Source organism: Thioalkalivibrio sp. ALE10 (assembly GCF_000381385.1).
In the GTDB taxonomy this organism is placed as follows: domain Bacteria; phylum Pseudomonadota; class Gammaproteobacteria; order Ectothiorhodospirales; family Ectothiorhodospiraceae; genus Thioalkalivibrio.
The window spans coordinates 130,003-147,071 of sequence record NZ_KB906455.1 but is presented as its reverse complement, the minus strand read 5'-3'; the positions used below and the strand labels follow the sequence as shown (position 1 = coordinate 147,071).

Genomic DNA, 17,069 nt, shown 5'->3' with positions numbered 1-17,069 from the left:
ACGAGCATGAGCGCCGTAACCACCCCTCAGCCCGGTCTGGCCGCCGTGATCGACACCCTGCGCGAGCAGCTGCCGCCGGAGGCGCTGATCGTCGAGGAAAGCGAGCGCCGTGCCTACGAATGCGACGGCCTCTCGGCCTTTCGCGAGGTCCCCGGCGCGGTCGCCCTGCCCGCCAGCATGGAACAACTCCAGCTGTGCCTGACGGCCTGCCGCGAGCACGGCGTGCCGGTGGTGCCACGCGGCGCGGGCACCGGCCTGTCCGGGGGCGCGCTGCCCAGCGCCGAGGGCCTGCTGCTGTCGATGGCACGCTTCAACCGCATCCTCGAGATCGACGCCGACAACCGCTGCGCGGTGGTCCAGCCGGGCGTACGCAACCTGGCGATCTCCGAGGCCGCGGCACCTGCCGGGCTGTACTACGCCCCCGACCCCTCGTCGCAGATTGCCTGTTCCATCGGCGGCAATGTGGCCGAGAACGCCGGCGGCGTGCACTGCCTGAAATACGGCCTCACGGTCCACAACGTGACCGGGCTGGAGTTCGTGACCCTGGACGGTGAAGTCATCCGCGTCGGCGGCAAGACCCTGGATACCGAAGGCCTGGACCTGCTGGCCTTCCTGATCGGCTCCGAGGGCATGCTGGGAATCGTCACCGAGGTCACCGTGCGCCTGTTGCCGCGCCCCGAACGCACCCAGGTGCTGATGGCGAGCTTTGACGACGTGGAGACCGCCGGCGCCGCGGTGGCCGGCATCATCGCCGCCGGACTGATACCCGCGGGTCTGGAGATGATGGACAACGCCGCGATCCGCGCCGCCGAGGACTTCGTCCACGCCGGCTATCCGGTGGATGCCGCGGCCATCCTGCTGTGCGAGCTGGACGGCAGCAACAGCGAGGTCTCCGAGAGCGTGATGTTCGTGCGCGAGAAGCTGCTGGGGCTGGGCGCCCGCGAGGTCCGCACCGCGCAGGACGACGCCGAGCGCGCGCGCTTCTGGGCCGGGCGCAAGGCTGCCTTCCCCGCCGCCGGCCGCATCTCGCCCGACTACTACTGCATGGACGGCACCATCCCGCGTCACCAGCTCGGGTACGTGCTCGAACGCATCGATGCGCTCTCCGCCGAACACGGCCTGGGCGTGTGCAACGTGTTCCACGCCGGCGACGGCAACCTGCACCCGCTCATCCTCTACGACGCCAGCCAGCCGGGCCAGATCGAGACCGCCGAGACCTTCGGCGAGGCGATCCTGGAGCTGTGCGTGGCGGTGGGCGGCACGGTCACCGGCGAGCATGGCGTGGGGGTGGAAAAGCTGGACGGCATGTGCGTGCAGTTCGCCTCCGCCGAGCTGGAGCAGTTCCATGCCCTGCGCCGCGCATTCGACCCCCGCGGCCTGCTGAACCCCGGCAAGGCGGTGCCCACGCTGGCACGCTGCGCCGAATTCGGCCGCCAGCACGTGCGCTCGGCGCAACCACCGCACCCGGACCTGCCCCGGTTCTGATCATCACGGCCGATCCCCCCGACAACCCGACCCGGAATCCGCGCATGGAAGCCCCGAATCCCCGCCCGCCGCAGCACGCCGAGCCCGGCACCGACGCCTTCTCCGGCGCCGTCCGTTCGCTGATGGACGCGCTGTACGCCATAGCCCCGCTGGACACCTGGCTGCTGACCCGGGTCGAAGGACGCGACTGGATCATCCTGCACGCCCTGGACCAGGGCGACACGATCGCCCCGGGCGTCGTCCTCGACTGGCACGGCTCCTGCTGCATCCACATGGCCTGTGGTGACGCCCCGTCCATCGCCCCGGATACGAGCGGGATCCCGGTCTATCGCGACGCGCCGGTGAACCACCAGCTCCCGGTGGGCGCCTATGTCGGTTTTCCGCTGCACGACCGCGACGGGAACCTGTTCGGCACCCTGTGCGGTGTGCACCCCGAGCCCGTGGACCCGCAGCTCCACGACCGCTACACCGCCCTGGAGGCCCTGGCCGACACCGCAGGCCACCTGCTGGCCCTGCAGCGCGAAAACGACATCCTCGACCGCGAACGCCAGGCCACGGCCCTGCTGCCCGGCTCCGATCCGGTGAGCGGCACCCTGAACCGACGCGGCTGGGACATGGCCCTGGAAGGCGAGGAAGAGCGCTGCCAGCGCAACGGGCAGCCCTGCGCGGTGGTCCTCGCGGAGGTCACCGATCTGGAGGCCATCAATCGGGAGGCGGGCATCGGCCAGGGCGACCGGCTGCTGGCAGAGCTCGGACCGATCCTGCAGGGCCTGCTGCTCCCCGGCGACCGTGTGGCGCGTATCGCCGGCAACCGGTTCGGCCTGCTCCTGGTGGACACCGGCCCCGACGCCCTGGAACGACGCTACGCCGAGATCCGCACGGCCCTGCGGGACCATCACCCCGCGATCGAAACCGGCCGCGCCCTGCGCCACCCGGGCGAGGGCCTGCAGCACACTCCCCACCTCGCCGAACGCGACCTCCTGCGCCAGCGCCACACCCGCTGAATCAGGCGTCACAAGTCCTTCAGAACTCGTCCCGCAGGTCCGGAACGGGACGGGTAGGCACGCTGTGCGTAATCACTCTCACACGAATCCCGTACTGCGTTTCCAGGCGCACACGCTCGGGCTTGGTCATCTGGCCGCTGGTAACAATCACGGCTCGTTCAAGGGCCGGCCCACCGGGAACGTCCTTGCCAAGGCTCGAGACCATTTCCCGATACTCCGGGCGCTGGCTGCGCACATGCGCCAACTGTTCGAAGCCGCGCGAAATATCACCGGCACCCTTCAATTCGACCAGCGCAGCAACCTTCCGGCCCCCGCGAACCTGCCACCAGAGGAACAGGCCATCGCAGCGCATCTCGTTGTCGTTAAAGACACAGTCATCCAGGACGATGGCCCGGGTTTCTTCCTGCTGACGCGGCGCGTAACGAACCTGTTTGCCATTCTCGGCAAAGGTGTACTGATCCGCACAGAGCGTGGAGGGCTGATGTGCCCGCATGCGCCGGCAGCTACATTGATCCGCGTAGCCGGACGTCATGCCTCCCCCCCATGCTCCCACTCGATATCCCGCATACGGTCATAGAGCTGATTGATCTCGTTGAAATGCTGCAGCAGCCGATCATCCAGAAGTCCGGAAGACCCGTCGAGCAGCTCAACCGCCTCGCGCCCCTGCATGCCATAGGCCGCGACGTCCGCCGGATCCAGCGCCATCAAATCCCGGACCTCCGCCTCCCCTTCATCACGCACCAGTCCCTCGATCCGATATCGCTGCAGGTGGTTGTTCAAGGCCTCGACGATATAGGGGCTGTGGGTCGTCAGGATGAACTGGGTGCGGGGGAACGTGGCCAGCAGGTCACCCACGACGCGACGCTGCCATGCCGGATACAGATGCAGATCCACCTCGTCAATCATCACCACGGCTTCCGCAGCCAGCGGATCGTCCTGATCCGGGTTGGCCATGGCCATACGAGCGGCCAGGTCCATGATCAGCCCGAGGAGGGTCTGGTAACCGTCGCTCAGCTGCGCGATATCAAAGGTCTCGCCTTCCTTGTCGACCGCCAGCCGCAAGGGGTTTACCTCGATCCGCGGGTTGGAAAGATCGGGAAACACGCGGGTGATGGCTCGACGCACTGCATCGAGTTCCGGCAGGGTCACGTCGAAGCTTCGGGCAGCCTTCTGCCTCGCATGTTCCTCGTTTTCCTTGAAATAGAACCACGCGAAAGCCGACTTGAACCGGGTGCTGGCTTCCAGGGCACCCACCAGGGCATCGTACCGACTGTGATCGGTAGGGAAGTTGCGACGCCGCAGCGGAATATCCAGCACGGCACGGGACACGCCGTAGTAGGCCACGACCGGCATCTCGAAATCCCGGTCCTCCTGCGAGGGGTCAATCACCTTCTCGTCCAGGTGGTTGCGCAGGAACCGAACTCCGGGACCGGTCGGGACGGCAGCCGCAGTGGTGCGGCTTCGATCCCGACGCTGAACCCGTTCCCATTCCAGCCCCGGGATGGTGCTTTTCAGCGTCACTCGCGCATAGGGCCGCACCCGGTTGCCACTTTGGTGAATCTCGCCTCTTTTACTGAAATCAATGCCCGTGACCCCGGGAAGATGCTTCAGGATCTCGCCAAGCCCGATGGCGACACCATCCAGTATGGCCGTCTTCCCGGAACCGTTCTCGCCCATCAGAAGAGTCAATCGCGAGCCCAGTTCAACTTCGAGCCGCTCCCACAGGCGAAAATTGTCAAACGTCGCCAGCTGCAGTCTCACGGCAAGGTATTCCCGGTGTTAAGGAGTCGATTTGCCCCAGCGACATAGCCCCCGCCGGACGGGGCCACGCGCTCGACGCAGTAGCGCAGGGTCTCCAGTTTCTGTTCGATTACCCGTTGATCCATGCATCCCTCCGCGCGGCGAGGATGCGATCACGGTACGGCAGGAAATCGGCCTGATCGAACAGATGGCGGGTCAGGAAGCGGGCCTGGGCCTCGTCACTGCCCCACAGGCGCACCCCGGTGGTCATGATCTGCCCGAGCAGCGGCTCGCCGGCGCGGGTGAGATCAACAAGGTCGACGGGGCGACCGGTGGCCAGGGCCAGCTCGTCGATGAGCCGGATGCGGGCTTCCACGTCCAGCGGGGCACCGGCGCTTACGGCAATGTCGAGATCGCTGTCGGCGGTCGCGGTGCCGCGGGCCAGCGAGCCGAACAGCATCACCAGCTCCAGCTCGGGGTGGGTCTGCAGCACGCCCTGCAGGCGCTGGTGTTCGGCATCTCGTTCCATGTCCCGGATTCTAGGGAAACGCAGAACCATGTGCACGCTCGCGCTCGAGTCGCTTTTGCGTGCGAACAAGGCGCGGCGACCGCCGTGCAGTCATTCTGCACAAGGGAGCCGCAACGCCGTGCGCGCGCAAAAGCGGCCGAGCCCCTTCGGGGTTGGCGCCCCGGGTTCCCCGATCCTGCGTTGCGCCGCTTGCGGGTAGAACCACTACCCGCTGCGCGACGCGCCTTGTCTCGGAAAACCCGGGGTGCCAACGCGAGCGTGCACATGTGCGGCTGTGGCCGCGGAACGATTGGTTTACCATTCGGGTCTGGTCGCCATCATCGATTCCACGCGAGGCCGTTCCATGAGCAAGACCGTCACGCTGACCGACAACTCCACCGGCAAGAGCATCGAGCTGCCGCTGCAGGAGGGTTCGCACGGGCCCAACTGCATCGACATCCGCGCGCTGTACAAGGAGCTCGGCTACTTCACCTACGATCCGGGTTTCATGTCGACCGCCAGCTGCCGCTCGGACGTCACGTTCATCGACGGCGACGCCGGCCAGCTGCTCTACCGCGGCTACCCGATCGAGCAGCTGGCCGGGCAAAGCACCTATCTGGAGGTGTGCTACCTGCTGCTCAACGGCGACCTGCCTTCGTCCGACGAGCTGCATGACTTCTCGCGCATCATCAAGGAGCACTCGATGCTGCACGAGGCGGTGCGCCGCTTCTTCGACGGCTTCCGCCACGACGCGCACCCGATGGCGATCATGGTGGGCGTGGTCGGGGCGCTGTCGGCCTTCTACCACGACAACGTGGACGTGCATAACCCGGAACACCGGCGCATCGCCGCGCACCGGCTGATCTCCAAGATGCCGACCATCGCCGCCTGGTCGTACAAGTACGCCAACGGCCAGCCGTTCATGTACCCGGACAACAACCTGTCCTACACCGCCAACTTCCTGTCGATGATGTTCGGCGTGCCCAGCGAGCCGTACCAGCCGAACCCGGTGTTCGTGCGCGCGCTGGACCTGATCCTGATCCTGCACGCCGACCACGAGCAGAACGCCTCGACCTCCACCGTGCGCCTGTCCGGCTCCTCCGAGGCCAACCCGTTCGCCGCGATCTCCGCCGGCATCGCCTCGCTGTGGGGTCCGCTGCACGGCGGCGCGAACGAGAAGGTCATCCGCATGCTCGAGGAGATCGTGCACAGCGGGAAGAGCGTCGAGGAGTTCGTCGCCCGGGCCAAGGACAAGAACGACTCCTTCCGCCTGATGGGCTTCGGCCACCGGGTGTACAAGAACTACGACCCGCGCGCGAAGATCATCCGCAAGATGTGCCACGAACTGCTGGAAGAGATGGGCGACATGGGCGCCGACAACCAGCCGCTGTTCGACGTGGCCATGGAACTCGAACGCATCGCGATGGAGGACGATTACTTCATCGAGCGCAAGCTCTACCCCAACGTCGACTTCTACTCCGGCATCATCCTGCGCGCGATGGGCATCCCGCTGAACATGTTCACCGTAATCTTCGCCCTGGCCCGCACGGTCGGCTGGATCTCGCACTGGAACGAGATGATGCAGGACCCCGAATCGCGCATCGGGCGCCCGCGTCAGCTATATACGGGGTATCCCGAGCGCTCGTACGTGCCGATCGAGGAGCGCTGAGTCCGTTCGCGCGCGCCGGAGCACCGGGCCACGCCGGGTGCCTCCCTTGTGGACGCCCGGCGACGGCTGTACATTAGAAGAAATCGATATACGAGGAGGAGATCCCCATGAGCATCGACCGCATCGTCATGGCGTTTGCCGGCACCGTCATCATCATCAGTGCCATCCTGGCCTGGCAGTTCAGCCCGCTGTGGCTCCTGCTGACCGGCTTTGTCGGCCTCAATCTGCTGCAGTCCGCCTTCACCGGCTTCTGCCCGCTGGCCATGATCCTCAAGGCCCTGGGCGTGAAGCCGGGCGAAGCCTTCAGCTGAGGCCAGCCCCGGCAAACACCCCGCGCCCGCCCCGACCGGCGGGCGCACAAAAGGGCCCGGACGTCTCCGTCCGGGCCCTTTTTCGTTCAGAGGCTCGGGCTTCAGGACCGGGGCCGGAGGCGTTCGGCGGCTTCGTCCAGCACGGCCCTCTGGCGGCCGGCCAGATGCCGCACTTCCTGGAGATAGAGCTCAAGCTGCATGCTCACGCTCCCATTCCCAGAACTCCAGCTCGCGCCAGGTACGTGTCAGGAACCACGCCCATGGCGGTCGATCCTCGCCGACCACCGGAATGCCCTCCTCGGCGACCACGGCCCGCATGGCCAGTCCGGCCCGCTCCAGATTGACGATGTCGACCCGGTCGTCGTGGGTGCCCAACGCGGCCGCAATCCGGCGACGCAGGGACTCGTCCCGCGCGAAAGCGTCGAGGGCATCATCAGGGGCGTCCGACCACTGTACGGCCAGGTCCCAGTCGCTTTGCTCGTGCGCATCGCCCCTCGCGCGACTGCCGATCAGTACCACGAAGTCCAGTCCGTCGAGGTCTTCAAGGGCGCGACGCAGTACCGTCGGTTCCGTCATGGTCCTGCTCCGTTGCGAGATTCAGTGCAGGAATCATGGTAGCAGCCCCCGGGCGGAGAGCGCCGTTTACTCCGGTTCGCGCAGCCAGCAGGCGGCGCGGTGTTCCGGTGCAGGGCGGAAATCGGGCGGGTCGCGGGTCTCGCAGACGCCGGCCATGGCCTGCGGGCAGCGTGGATGGAAACGGCAGCCCGGCGGCGGGCTGACCAGGCTGGGGGCCTCGCCGCCGGGGATCTCGCGCATCTGCCGCGCGTTGGCGGGGTCGGGGTCGGCCAGCGCGGACAGCAGCGCCTCGGTGTAGGGGTGCTGCGGGGCGTCCAGCAGCGCGTCCACCGGCGCCTGCTCCACGATGCGGCCGGCGTACATCACCATCACCCGCCCGGCGTAGTGACGCACGGTGGACAGATCGTGGGTGATGTAGAGCAGCGCGATGTCGTGCTCGCGCTGCACGCGATGCAGCAGGTCGAGGATTTCCACCCGCACCGAGGCGTCCAGCATCGACACCGGTTCGTCGGCGATGATCAGCTTCGGCCGCAGCAGCAGGGCGCGGGCGATCACCACCCGCTGCTGCTGCCCGCCGGACAGCTGATGCGGGAACTTGCCGCGCACCTGCGCCACCGGGGTCAGCCCGACCTCCTCCAGCGCCGCGTCGATGCGCCGTTCGCGCTCGGCGCGCGGGCCGATCCCGTGCACGATCAGCGGTTCCTCCAGCGCCCGGCGGATGTCCATGAACGGCGGCAGGGCCCCGTAGGGATCCTGCTGCACGTACCCCACCCGGGCGCGGTATGCCTTCAGGTCGGCTCCCTTCAGATCGGCCAGCGACTGCCCCTCGAAGCGCACGGCCCCGCCGGTGGGCCGGTTCAGCCCCAGCAGGGTGCGCGCCAGCGACGACTTGCCGCAGCCGGACTCGCCCACCACCGCGGCGGCCTCGCCGGCATCCAGGGTAAAACGCACGCCATCCACCGCGCGCACGGTCCCGGTGCGGATGAAGCCCCACTGACGCAGCTCGAAGTGGGTCTGCAGGTCGTCGGCGACCAGCAGCGGTTCCTGTTGAGCACGGGTATTCATCCGGTCCCTCCCGCGTCATGCAGCCAGCAGCGCACGCGATGGCGCGCATCCGGGTGGAACACCGCCGGGTCCTCGGCGCAGCGCTCGAAACGACGCGGGCAACGCGCGGCGAAACGGCAGCCGGCGGGCGGATCCTGCAGGCTGGGTGGGCGCCCGGGGATGGGTACCGGCGCTTCCTCCTGGCGCAGCCGTGGCACCGAGGCCATCAGCATCTGCGAATAGGGGTGCGCGGGGGCAGTGAAGAAGGCCTCGGCGGACGCCTCCTCCACCACCTGCCCGGCATACATCAACGCCACGCGGTCGGCCAGCTCGCTGGAGGTGGCGACATCGTGGGTGATCAGCACGAAGCTGGTGCCGCGATCGCGCTTGATGCGCTTGAGCACGTTCATGATCGAGGCCTGGGTGAGCACATCCAGCGCCGAAGTGGGCTCGTCGAGGATCACCAGGTCGGGGTCGGTCACCAGCGCCATCGCCAGCACCGCGCGCTGGCGCATGCCGCCGGACAGCTCGTGCGGATAACGCTGCAGGAAGTCCGTGGCGATGCCGACCTCCTCGAATGCCTCGGCCGCACGGGCCATGGCCGCCCGCCGCGACCACCCCCGATGGATGCGCAGCGGCTCGGCGACCTGTTCGCCCACCCGCACCACCGGGTTCAGCGCATTCATCGCCGCCTGCATCACCAGCGCGATGCGGGTCCACCGCACCTCGCGGCGGAAGCGTTCCTCGGACAGGCCCAGCACGTCGCGCCCGTCCAGGCGTACCTGGCCGGTGGGTCGCCCGGCATTGCGCGGCAGGGTGCGCAGCAGGACCTTGGCCAGCGAGGACTTGCCGCAGCCGGACTCGCCCAGCACCACCAGCGCCTCGTTGCGGCGGATCTCCAGATCGACCCCGTCGACCGCGTTCACCGGGCCCTGCTCGGTGCGGTACTGCATGCGCAGGTCCTCGATCTCCAGCAACGGGCTGTCGGGGTTGGCCGCCACCGTCATCACAGGTTCCTCAGCCGGGGGTTGAACACGCGATCCAGGGCGAAACCGAGCATGGCGAAACCCAGTCCGGTCAGCATCAGCAGCGCCGCGGGGCTCACCACCCAGTAGTAGAACCCGTGGTACAGGGCCGACTGGGCCTGGGCGTCGTGCAGCACCTTGCCCCAGGTCGGCAGCACCGGATCCCCGAGGCCCAGCACCGCCAGCGAGGCCTCGAGGAAGACGTAGGTCGGGATCAGGGTCACGAACGTGGGGATCAGCACCGGCAGGATGCGCGGCACCATGTAGCGCAGCACGATCCGCGGGCTGCTGGCCCCGTAGGCGCGCGCCGCCTCGATGTACGGGGCTTGGCGGATCGGCAGCAGCATCGCGCGGTACATCTTGATCCCGGCGGAGAAGATCCCCAGGGCCACCACCACGCCCAGCATCAGCCAGATACTGGTGGAATACAGGGTGCCCACCATCACCAGGATCGGCAGCAGCGGCAGGATGATGTTGACCTCGGTCAGGCGCTGGATCGCGGCATCCACCCAGCCGCCGTACCACACGCCGGCGGCGGCGATGATCAGGGTGGTGATGGTGGTCCCCACCGCGGCGATCAGCCCGAACGCCAGCGCCACCGGGGTGCCCCACAGCAGGGCCACGGACAGATCGCGGCGCTGATGGTCGGTCCCGAACAGCCCGTGGACCTGCCCGTAGGCCACCAGTTCGGCATCCATGCGGCCTTCGGGCTCGAAATGCACGGTTTCCAGTACCAGCTCGTAGGTCCCCGGCAGGACCCGGGGTTCCGGGTCTTCGACATCGGCGTCACTGAACAGACCAACCTGCGGGGCATGCCCCAGGCGCCCCTCCAGGCCCTGGTCCTGGGAGATCGACACCCGCTCCTCGGCACTGACCCGCCGCGAGCCCAGGGCCACCTCGCTGCCGTCGGGCCGGTGCCAGCTCATGCGCACGAACGGCGGCCGCTGCTCGAACTCGGCCTGCAGGAACAGGTTGATCTCCCCCGGGAAATCGTCATAGGGGAAGTCGAAGCGCAGGGTCTGCTCCTCGATGCGTCCGCCGTCGAAGGCCGCGAATTCCCGCTCGGCCGCCTCGCTCCCGGCCTTCACGGTGCGCGGCGCGTTGCCGCCGAACAGCCGGTCCGTCCACACCGGTGCGGCATTCACCGGCAGATCCTGCCAGACCTCGCCGCCGCGCCAGAGCTTCTGCGCCTCGCTGTACGGGATGGCGGTAACCGCGTAGATCGCCGTGCCCAGCAGGGCGAGGATGATCAGCATCCCCGCCACCGCCGACGGATAGCGCCGCAGCCGGCGCAGGCCCTCGCTCCAGGGGCTCATGAACGGCCTCCTTCAATGCGCACGCGCGGATCGAGGATGGCGTAGAGGAAGTCCAGCACGAACACGGTGATGGCCAGCAGGTAGGCGAAGATCACCACCGATCCGATGATCACCGGGGTGTCGCGATGGCCGATGGCCTCGAACAGCAGCGTGCCCAGACCCGGCCAGTTGAACACCTGTTCGAGGATGATCGCGCCGCTCCACAGCCCGATCAGCATCAGCAGGAAGCTGGTCACGATGGGCGACAGCGTCGGCCGCAGGATGTAGCGCTGTTCGATCATGCGGTCCGGCAGCCCCTTGGCGCGTGCCATCTCCACGTAGTCCTCGCTGGAATGGATCAGAAAGAAGGTGCGCCAGGAATAGATCGAGATGAAGATCTGCGAGATGAACATCGCCAGCACCGGCAGCGCCATGTGCCGGAGCACGCTGGAGGCGTAGGCCCAGCCGTCCTCCGGCGGTGGCACCGAGACCATCCCTCCCGCCGGGAACAGCGGCCAGATGAACGCCAGCAGCAGGATCAGGAAGATGCCGTAGAACCAGCCCGGCGCCGCCGAGCTCGGCGCCAGGCCGATGACGCTCTGATCCAGCGCCGAGCCGTAGCGCCGCGACAGCCCCAGCGCGGCAAACACCGCGACGAAGAACACCAGCAGGTTGGCGGTACCGAACAGCAGCAGGGTGGCCGGCAGGCGTTCAGCGATGATATTGAAGACCTGGCGCGAGCCGGCATCCGAGTGCATCTCCTCGGCCCGCCCCAGGTCCAGGATCATCGCCTGGTAGAGATAGTCGAAGCTGCGCCAGATGAAGGGCTCGTCCAGGCGCAGGCGCTCCACTTCCAGCGCCACCTGCTGCTCGACCAGCTCGGTCCGCTCATCGGACGGCAGATCATGAAACGCCGGATCCGCACGCACCGCCTCGGCCGCCGTGGTCTCGATCTGGGCCAGGCGCAGGTCATCCACCTGCCCGCCCATGTTGGCGATCACGATGGTCAGGTAGACCCCGATCAGCACCGTCACCAGCAGCGCCAGCAGGCGCTTGCCGGTAAACACGGCCAGGCGGCGCAGATCGCTCAGCCAGCCGCGTCGGGCGGCGTTGACGGACCCGTCAGTCATCGCCTTGCTCCGCTGGTTCGGCCCGGGGTTGCGGCACCCGACCGCCTGGCACCGTGGCGAACGCATGGGTGGCAAAGGCCGGCAGGGCGACCGGCGTCGCGGTGACCGCGAACTCCAGGCTGTTGGCACCGGTACCCAGCGCCTCGAGGATCTCCGCATCCAGATCCAGACGCCAGCGCCCGTCCGCATCCGGCTCCAGTTCGCCGCGCCGCGCGAGGCGGTCGTCGCCATCGAACAGCATCCAGCGCACCTCGTCGATGTCCTCATGCGGATACGGCTCGCCGCCAAAACGGATGTCGAGATCCAGACTGACCGCCTCGCCCAGCTCGGCGATCAGCGGGCCGTCCACGCTGACCTCGGGGATCCGCGGCTCCGCAAAGCGCAGCCACTTGTCCGCCGGATCGGGGAAGTCCTCGAAGCGGCGCAGCACCAGACTGCCCTCCACCGCGCGCACGCGGTGGAGATAGAACGGCCCGTCGCCGACCCAGAAATGCCCGCGTTCGGCCTGCCACTGCTCCAGCGCCGCGTAGCGTTCGCGGATCTCCTCCGGATCGACCCACTCGCTCAGGGTCTCCTCGAACGGCAGCCGCTCCGCCGCGTGCGCCGCGCGCAGGTAGTCGCGCAGGATCTCCAGTGCCGGTCCGCCCACCAGGTTGGTCTGCTCCACGCCGCGCCGGTCGGCCTGACCGGTGGAAAAGGCCAGATCGCCCTGGCGCTCGGCCTCGATCCCCAGCCCCAGCACATGCCAGGGCTGGGTGGCGGGCACGCGGTTGGCCACCAGGTTCTCCGCATCCGGGAACACCTGATCGCTGTAGACCTCCACCGTCAGCGGGTCGGTATCCGTGATGCGCCAGCCGCGGAAATGCCGCTCATAGACCGAAAACGTGGGTACATGCCCCGGATCGAACAGCGCGCTGTCCTCGTCGGCACGTTCGAAGGTCAGGATCCACGGCAGGATCATGTCGGCGACGGAGACCCGGGAACCATCGTGCCAGTAGCGATCCAGGTACCCGTCGTGGAATTCGATCTCGGTACGCGAACGCGCCGTCAGGCCCTCCGGTTCGGCCTCGTCCACCGTCACCTTGCGCCCTTCTGCGGCGTCCCAGCGCAGCCAGGCGTCGCCGGGCACCTCGATGCGCTCCACACTCTCCAGCTCCAACCAGTCCAGGGTGCGCCCGACCGGCGCGCCCTCTTCCACCGTGACCCGGGCGCGCGCGATGCGCTGCGGCCGATAGAGCCCGGTGAACGGATCGGCCAGCGCCGCCGGGTCCGACAGGGAACGCAGGATCATCTGATCGAAGATCCAGTTGGAACCGGCCACCGGGTTCCAGGGCTCGGTCAGCATGCTGGGCGTGCCGACCACCACGCGTCCGCCCAGGCCGTCGCGGAAACGCAGGGTATAGGGCCACAGGCCGGAACCGGTCACGCCGCCGGCCAGATCCACCGCCACCTCGAGGTTCGCGGCATGCGGCCAGACGCTTTGCTGATCCACCAGCCAGATGCGCACCGAATCCTTCATGGCCAGCTCCAGCGCGCGCCCCATCAGCTCCTCGCGCTCCTCCACGGACTGATACTCGCGGCGTTCCAGGCGCTCGGCGAGCTCGTCCAGCTCGGGATCGGGATCGTAGGCCTGCCACAGGGGGTCCGGTCGCCCGCGGGGGGTGTAGTAATAGTTGAAGTCGCCGCCGACATCGCGGTTGATGACCGTGGATATCCAGCCGCCGGTATACACGTGCCAGCGGCCGGCGGCAGGATCACTGGCGATCCACAGGCGGGTCGCCTCGTCCGCGGTGCGGTACAGCCGCTCGGTCTCGAAACCGAGGTCCTCCAGCCGGTTGGCCACGTAGTCGCCCACCCGCTCGCGGTTGTCCTCGGTGCGGATCAGCACCCGGATGCGGACCGGCGCGCCGTCATGGAACCAGCGACCGTCGCGTCGCTCCGCGCCCAGGGCCTCCATGCGTTCGCCGATCACCCGGCGCGCGCGTTCGGCATCGTGGCGGTAACGGATCTCGAGCTCGCGCGCCGGTCCGGCCAGGCGAGCGTAATCCGGAAAGGCGGTGTTCAGCGGGAGATAACGCGGCGTGGCGAGCCCGCCATACAGCTCTTCCGCGATATGGCTGCGATCCACCAGCCAGTTCATTGCCTCGCGGATCTCGCGATCGGCGAAGGGGTTCAGCTGGCCGTCCTCGAACTCGGCCGGATTCAGCGTGAGCTCGGCCACCGAACCGCGCGAGAAATGATGCCCCACCGCGGGCGAAGCCTGGATCTGGCGGAACAGCGTGGCCGAATCCAGCCCCTGGCCAAACAGATGATGCGAGCCCCGTTCGATCAGCGCGGTGATGCGGCCGGGGTCGGATTCCACGGTGAACACCACCTCGTCGACCAGTGCCCCCTTTCGCTCCGCCGGATCGCCCGGCACGGGCTGCGGGGCGGCGGTATCTTCGCTGCGATCCCCCATCCACAGGGTGCCCGCGATCGCCAGCACGAACAGGCCGAGAATCAGCAGAGGCAGCAGGCGGCGCAGATCGAACAAGGGATCTCCTCGGGTTACGGGCTCAGGGCGTGGCGTCAGGGGCGGGTTCGTCGCGCAGCTCGTCGATCACGTCACGCACCTCGTCGGTGTCCCACTCGATGGCCTCGTTCACGGAATACCGCACCCGGCCCTCGCGGTCCAGCAGGAACGAGCTGGGGAAGGCGAACACGCCCCATTCCTGCGAGACCGCCCCATCCTCGTCCATCAGCACCGGGAAATCGACCTCGACCTCTTCCATGAATTCCAGGATGTGCTCGGGCGACTCGCGGAAATTGATCGACACGATCGCGAACTCGTCCTCGTCATACGAGCCTTCGAGGCGGTTCATCGACGGGATCTCGTGCACGCAGGGCGGGCACCAGCTGGCCCAGAAGTTCACCAGCGTCACCTGACCGGCACGATCCTCCAGCCGGTGGGTCTCGCCGCGCGCGGCGGTCAGTTCGTAGCCGGGCGGCTCCTCGGGCTCGCGCTCGACCATCCCGTGCTCGCTGCCCAGCGGCTGGTCGCGCTCCTCGTCCAGTTCGGCGACCTGTCCCGGGCGCGGCAGGCCCGCCAGCACGCGCGCCGTCGAAAGCAGCTGCTGCGGAGTTCGCTCGACCGCGTCACTGCCCGCCTCGTCGGGACGCATGTAGTAGTCGCGCTCGCCGGCGATGATGCGCGCCAGCGCCGGGCTGCCGGCCGCGTACAGATGCCGCATCAGTTCCGGCAGGCGGGCCGCATGGGCCCCCTCGGCGGGCTGGAACACCGCCACCGGCATGTTGGTCGCATCCACGATCCCGAACAGCTCCGGGTCATCCCCGGCGGCAGGGGTACCGCGATACAGGTTGGGGAACAGCAGGATCGCGCCGGCCACGGCATCCGGGTCGTCGGTCGCCAACTGCCATTCGCGCAGCCCGCGCAGCGCGGGCACGCCCATGCGGTCGGAGGCCACCAGGGTCACCGGGGCATAACCCCGCGCCCCGGCCTCCTCCAGCAGCGCCGCGGCGGGCTTGCCCTCCAGCCCGCGCACGGTGGAACTCGAGCGTTCCAGCAGCAGCGAATCGAGCAGGTCCACCACCCACACCGTGGCGCCCTGCTCCGCCAGTTCGCCCAGCAGTTCGCGCGGGGCATCCAGATGCTCGGCGGCCGGGATCAGCCAGATGAACAGCGGACCCGTGCCTTCGGCCTCGCCGAGGGTCTCTACCTCCAGGAGATCCCCGCCATCCAGTTCGATGGTGAACTCCTTCGCCACGTCGTCGGCCAGCAGACCCGACGGCAGGAGGAGAAAGAGCAGCCACAGCAGCGCACGCCCCGTCCGGGACCACGGAATCGACCGCACATTGAACCTCGCGAATGGTGGGATAACCGGAAACCCGAAACGCCTACTCCATGAAGAGATAGGTTCGATTGATGTTGGTCCGATGCCAGTCGCCGAAATGTTCCAGATGCTCGAACTGCGGGGCATCACCAAGGTCGTCCACCGCCTCCTGCAGCGAGGCCCAGTCTTCCAGCGCCTGTTCCACGCCACTGATCACGAACCGCAGGTAGTCCCCGGTTTCCGCGGTCACGAGGTCCATGCCCGCGACGTCCCCGTGGCCGGGCACCACGGCGGCCGGTGCCTTCTCTTCCAGCTTTTCCACCGCGGTCAGCCAGGCCACCGGATCGCTCCACGGATGGATGCCCAGCATGCGGTCGAGATAGACCATGTCCCCGGAGAAGAAGACATCGGTCTGCGGCAGGTACACCACCGCGTCGCCGGGGAAATGGGCATCCGCCCAGAACTCCAGATGGAATGCGGTGCCGCCGATCTTCAGCTCGTGGCGGTCGCCTTCCAGCGGCTCGTCGGTCACCACGGCCTCGGTGCCCTCGAAACGGTCTTCGAGGATCCCCGACATGCGTTCAATGTGATCATCGGCAAAATCCCTGCGGGTCTCGGCCGTACGTTCCAGGGTGATCAGCTCGGCCCCCTGCTCGCGGAAATAGCCATCGGCCATCCAGCGGTGATCCTGCGAACCGATGCCGATGACATGGGTGACCGGCTGATCGGTGATTTCGCCGATCGCGGCCTCCAGCATCTCGCCAAAGGCGTACGACGGACCGGAGTCGATCAGCACCACCCCCTCGTCGGTCACCACGAAGCCCAGATTCATGGTCAGCCCGAGGTTGTCGTAGCTGCGCCCGTCGATGGAGCCGATGATCGCGTACACGTCTTCCGCCACACGCACCGGCTGCAGTTCGTCCACCCGTTCCAGGTCGCTGGTGCGGGCATCACTCAGGCGCTCGTTCGGCCCCGGGACCTCGACCTCGCTCCCCGCGTCGGCACTCAGCGGAGCGGCCATGACCAGCCACAGGCATCCGGCCATCATCCATTGCAGTCTCTTCATCAGGTAACCCCCGAGCGGTCGTTATTGGTTATCCATGGGACGCCTGGCGCGCCGGTTCATTCCCGCCACTCGCGGGGAATGCAGGACGCACCATCGCCGTCCATGCTTAAAGAGTCCGTCTTGCGCGCCCGACCGCGGAAGGCGATCTCGGGCTACGGGACACTCGGGAGGAACGCCATGCAACACCGCCAGACCACGTTCATATTTGCCGGCACCGCCGCGCTTGGCCTGATGCTCGCCGGGGCCGCCCCCGCGATCGCCGACACCGACCGCTCGATGGGCGAACCGGTGGCCGTCGGGATGACGGCAGGCACTACGCATACAACCGTCGCGCGCGACGAGGAACGCGACCGCCGGATCCCCGACGAGTCCTGCCCGGCCTGACG

The 17,069-nt window shown here is 67.8% G+C and carries 16 protein-coding genes; 5 read left to right on the top strand and 11 right to left on the bottom strand.

Annotated elements, in window-relative coordinates; genetic code table 11:
* Positions 1-6: 6 nt before the first annotated feature.
* Both F788_RS0110915 and F788_RS0110910 read left to right on the top strand, forming a co-directional pair.
* Positions 7-1,485, top strand: coding sequence for an FAD-linked oxidase C-terminal domain-containing protein (locus F788_RS0110915; protein WP_019590181.1), 1,479 nt, complete (start codon positions 7-9; stop codon positions 1,483-1,485).
* A 44-nt stretch (positions 1,486-1,529) separates the two neighbouring features.
* Positions 1,530-2,489: a GGDEF domain-containing protein gene (locus F788_RS0110910; protein WP_019590180.1), complete on the top strand. Its 960-nt coding sequence runs from the start codon at positions 1,530-1,532 to the stop codon at positions 2,487-2,489.
* A 19-nt stretch (positions 2,490-2,508) separates the two neighbouring features.
* Here F788_RS0110910 and F788_RS0110905 read toward each other — a convergent pair whose 3' ends face one another.
* From F788_RS0110905 to F788_RS0110895, 3 genes are all read right to left on the bottom strand, one after another.
* Positions 2,509-3,021, bottom strand: a complete 513-nt coding sequence (locus F788_RS0110905) for a hypothetical protein (protein ID WP_019592888.1) — start codon at positions 3,019-3,021, stop codon at positions 2,509-2,511.
* A complete protein-coding gene (locus F788_RS0110900; RefSeq protein ID WP_019590178.1) occupies positions 3,018-4,250 on the bottom strand; it encodes an AAA family ATPase in 1,233 nt (410 codons plus the stop codon). Before F788_RS0110900 ends, F788_RS0110905 begins: the two co-directional genes overlap by 4 nt.
* Positions 4,251-4,359: 109 nt before the next feature.
* Positions 4,360-4,758, bottom strand: a complete 399-nt coding sequence (locus F788_RS0110895; RefSeq protein ID WP_019590177.1) for a nucleotidyltransferase domain-containing protein — start codon at positions 4,756-4,758, stop codon at positions 4,360-4,362.
* Between the two features lie 343 nt (positions 4,759-5,101).
* Here F788_RS0110895 and F788_RS0110890 point away from each other — a divergent pair, with 343 nt between their 5' ends.
* Together F788_RS0110890 and F788_RS0110885 are read left to right on the top strand one after the other, a co-directional pair.
* Complete coding sequence (locus tag F788_RS0110890; protein ID WP_019592924.1) at positions 5,102-6,406, top strand: citrate synthase; 1,305 nt, start codon at positions 5,102-5,104, stop codon at positions 6,404-6,406.
* 107 nt (positions 6,407-6,513) lie between these two features.
* On the top strand, positions 6,514-6,717 hold the full coding sequence (locus tag F788_RS0110885) for a DUF2892 domain-containing protein (protein WP_018871287.1): 204 nt from the start codon (positions 6,514-6,516) through the stop codon (positions 6,715-6,717).
* Between the two features lie 189 nt (positions 6,718-6,906).
* Here F788_RS0110885 and F788_RS0110875 read toward each other — a convergent pair whose 3' ends face one another.
* From F788_RS0110875 to F788_RS0110840, 8 genes are all read right to left on the bottom strand, one after another.
* Complete coding sequence (locus F788_RS0110875; RefSeq protein WP_018871289.1) at positions 6,907-7,293, bottom strand: nucleotidyltransferase family protein; 387 nt, start codon at positions 7,291-7,293, stop codon at positions 6,907-6,909.
* A gap of 66 nt (positions 7,294-7,359) precedes the next feature.
* A complete protein-coding gene (locus F788_RS0110870) occupies positions 7,360-8,358 on the bottom strand; it encodes an ABC transporter ATP-binding protein (protein WP_019590175.1) in 999 nt (332 codons plus the stop codon).
* Positions 8,355-9,344 carry an ABC transporter ATP-binding protein gene (locus F788_RS0110865; RefSeq protein ID WP_019590174.1) on the bottom strand — a complete coding sequence of 330 codons (990 nt, stop codon included), beginning with the start codon at positions 9,342-9,344 and terminating at the stop codon, positions 8,355-8,357. Before F788_RS0110865 ends, F788_RS0110870 begins: the two co-directional genes overlap by 4 nt.
* On the bottom strand, positions 9,344-10,678 hold the full coding sequence (locus F788_RS0110860; RefSeq protein ID WP_019590173.1) for an ABC transporter permease: 1,335 nt from the start codon (positions 10,676-10,678) through the stop codon (positions 9,344-9,346). Before F788_RS0110860 ends, F788_RS0110865 begins: the two co-directional genes overlap by 1 nt.
* The gene (locus F788_RS0110855; RefSeq protein WP_019590172.1) at positions 10,675-11,787 is read right to left on the bottom strand and encodes an ABC transporter permease; all 1,113 of its coding nucleotides are present in this window, start codon (positions 11,785-11,787) and stop codon (positions 10,675-10,677) included. The genes F788_RS0110860 and F788_RS0110855 overlap by 4 nt, the downstream gene beginning before the upstream one ends.
* Positions 11,780-14,320 carry an ABC transporter substrate-binding protein gene (locus F788_RS0110850; protein ID WP_019590171.1) on the bottom strand — a complete coding sequence of 847 codons (2,541 nt, stop codon included), beginning with the start codon at positions 14,318-14,320 and terminating at the stop codon, positions 11,780-11,782. Before F788_RS0110850 ends, F788_RS0110855 begins: the two co-directional genes overlap by 8 nt.
* Positions 14,321-14,342: 22 nt before the next feature.
* A complete protein-coding gene (locus F788_RS0110845; protein ID WP_019590170.1) occupies positions 14,343-15,638 on the bottom strand; it encodes a TlpA disulfide reductase family protein in 1,296 nt (431 codons plus the stop codon).
* 43 nt (positions 15,639-15,681) lie between these two features.
* Positions 15,682-16,665: an MBL fold metallo-hydrolase gene (locus tag F788_RS0110840; RefSeq protein ID WP_019590169.1), complete on the bottom strand. Its 984-nt coding sequence runs from the start codon at positions 16,663-16,665 to the stop codon at positions 15,682-15,684.
* A gap of 195 nt (positions 16,666-16,860) precedes the next feature.
* On the opposite strand from F788_RS0110840, the gene F788_RS0110835 reads away from it, so the two are divergent.
* Positions 16,861-17,067, top strand: coding sequence for a hypothetical protein (locus F788_RS0110835; protein WP_018871297.1), 207 nt, complete (start codon positions 16,861-16,863; stop codon positions 17,065-17,067).
* The last annotated feature ends 2 nt before the right edge of the window (positions 17,068-17,069 follow it).

Excerpts from the sequence above, each read along its gene's own strand:
- F788_RS0110890 (WP_019592924.1), top strand. The coding sequence starts at position 5,102 with ATGAGCAAGACCGTCACGCTGACCGACAACTCCACCGGCAAGAGCATC.
- F788_RS0110860 (WP_019590173.1), bottom strand. The coding sequence starts at position 10,678 with ATGAGCCCCTGGAGCGAGGGCCTGCGCCGGCTGCGGCGCTATCCGTCG.
- F788_RS0110915 (WP_019590181.1), top strand. The coding sequence starts at position 7 with ATGAGCGCCGTAACCACCCCTCAGCCCGGTCTGGCCGCCGTGATCGAC.
- F788_RS0110910 (WP_019590180.1), top strand. The coding sequence starts at position 1,530 with ATGGAAGCCCCGAATCCCCGCCCGCCGCAGCACGCCGAGCCCGGCACC.
- F788_RS0110865 (WP_019590174.1), bottom strand. The coding sequence starts at position 9,344 with ATGACGGTGGCGGCCAACCCCGACAGCCCGTTGCTGGAGATCGAGGAC.
- F788_RS0110840 (WP_019590169.1), bottom strand. The coding sequence starts at position 16,665 with ATGATGGCCGGATGCCTGTGGCTGGTCATGGCCGCTCCGCTGAGTGCC.
- F788_RS0110870 (WP_019590175.1), bottom strand. The coding sequence starts at position 8,358 with ATGAATACCCGTGCTCAACAGGAACCGCTGCTGGTCGCCGACGACCTG.
- F788_RS0110885 (WP_018871287.1), top strand. The coding sequence starts at position 6,514 with ATGAGCATCGACCGCATCGTCATGGCGTTTGCCGGCACCGTCATCATC.
- F788_RS0110835 (WP_018871297.1), top strand. The coding sequence starts at position 16,861 with ATGCAACACCGCCAGACCACGTTCATATTTGCCGGCACCGCCGCGCTT.
- F788_RS0110895 (WP_019590177.1), bottom strand. The coding sequence starts at position 4,758 with ATGGAACGAGATGCCGAACACCAGCGCCTGCAGGGCGTGCTGCAGACC.
- F788_RS0110875 (WP_018871289.1), bottom strand. The coding sequence starts at position 7,293 with ATGACGGAACCGACGGTACTGCGTCGCGCCCTTGAAGACCTCGACGGA.
- F788_RS0110855 (WP_019590172.1), bottom strand. The coding sequence starts at position 11,787 with ATGACTGACGGGTCCGTCAACGCCGCCCGACGCGGCTGGCTGAGCGAT.
- F788_RS0110905 (WP_019592888.1), bottom strand. The coding sequence starts at position 3,021 with ATGACGTCCGGCTACGCGGATCAATGTAGCTGCCGGCGCATGCGGGCA.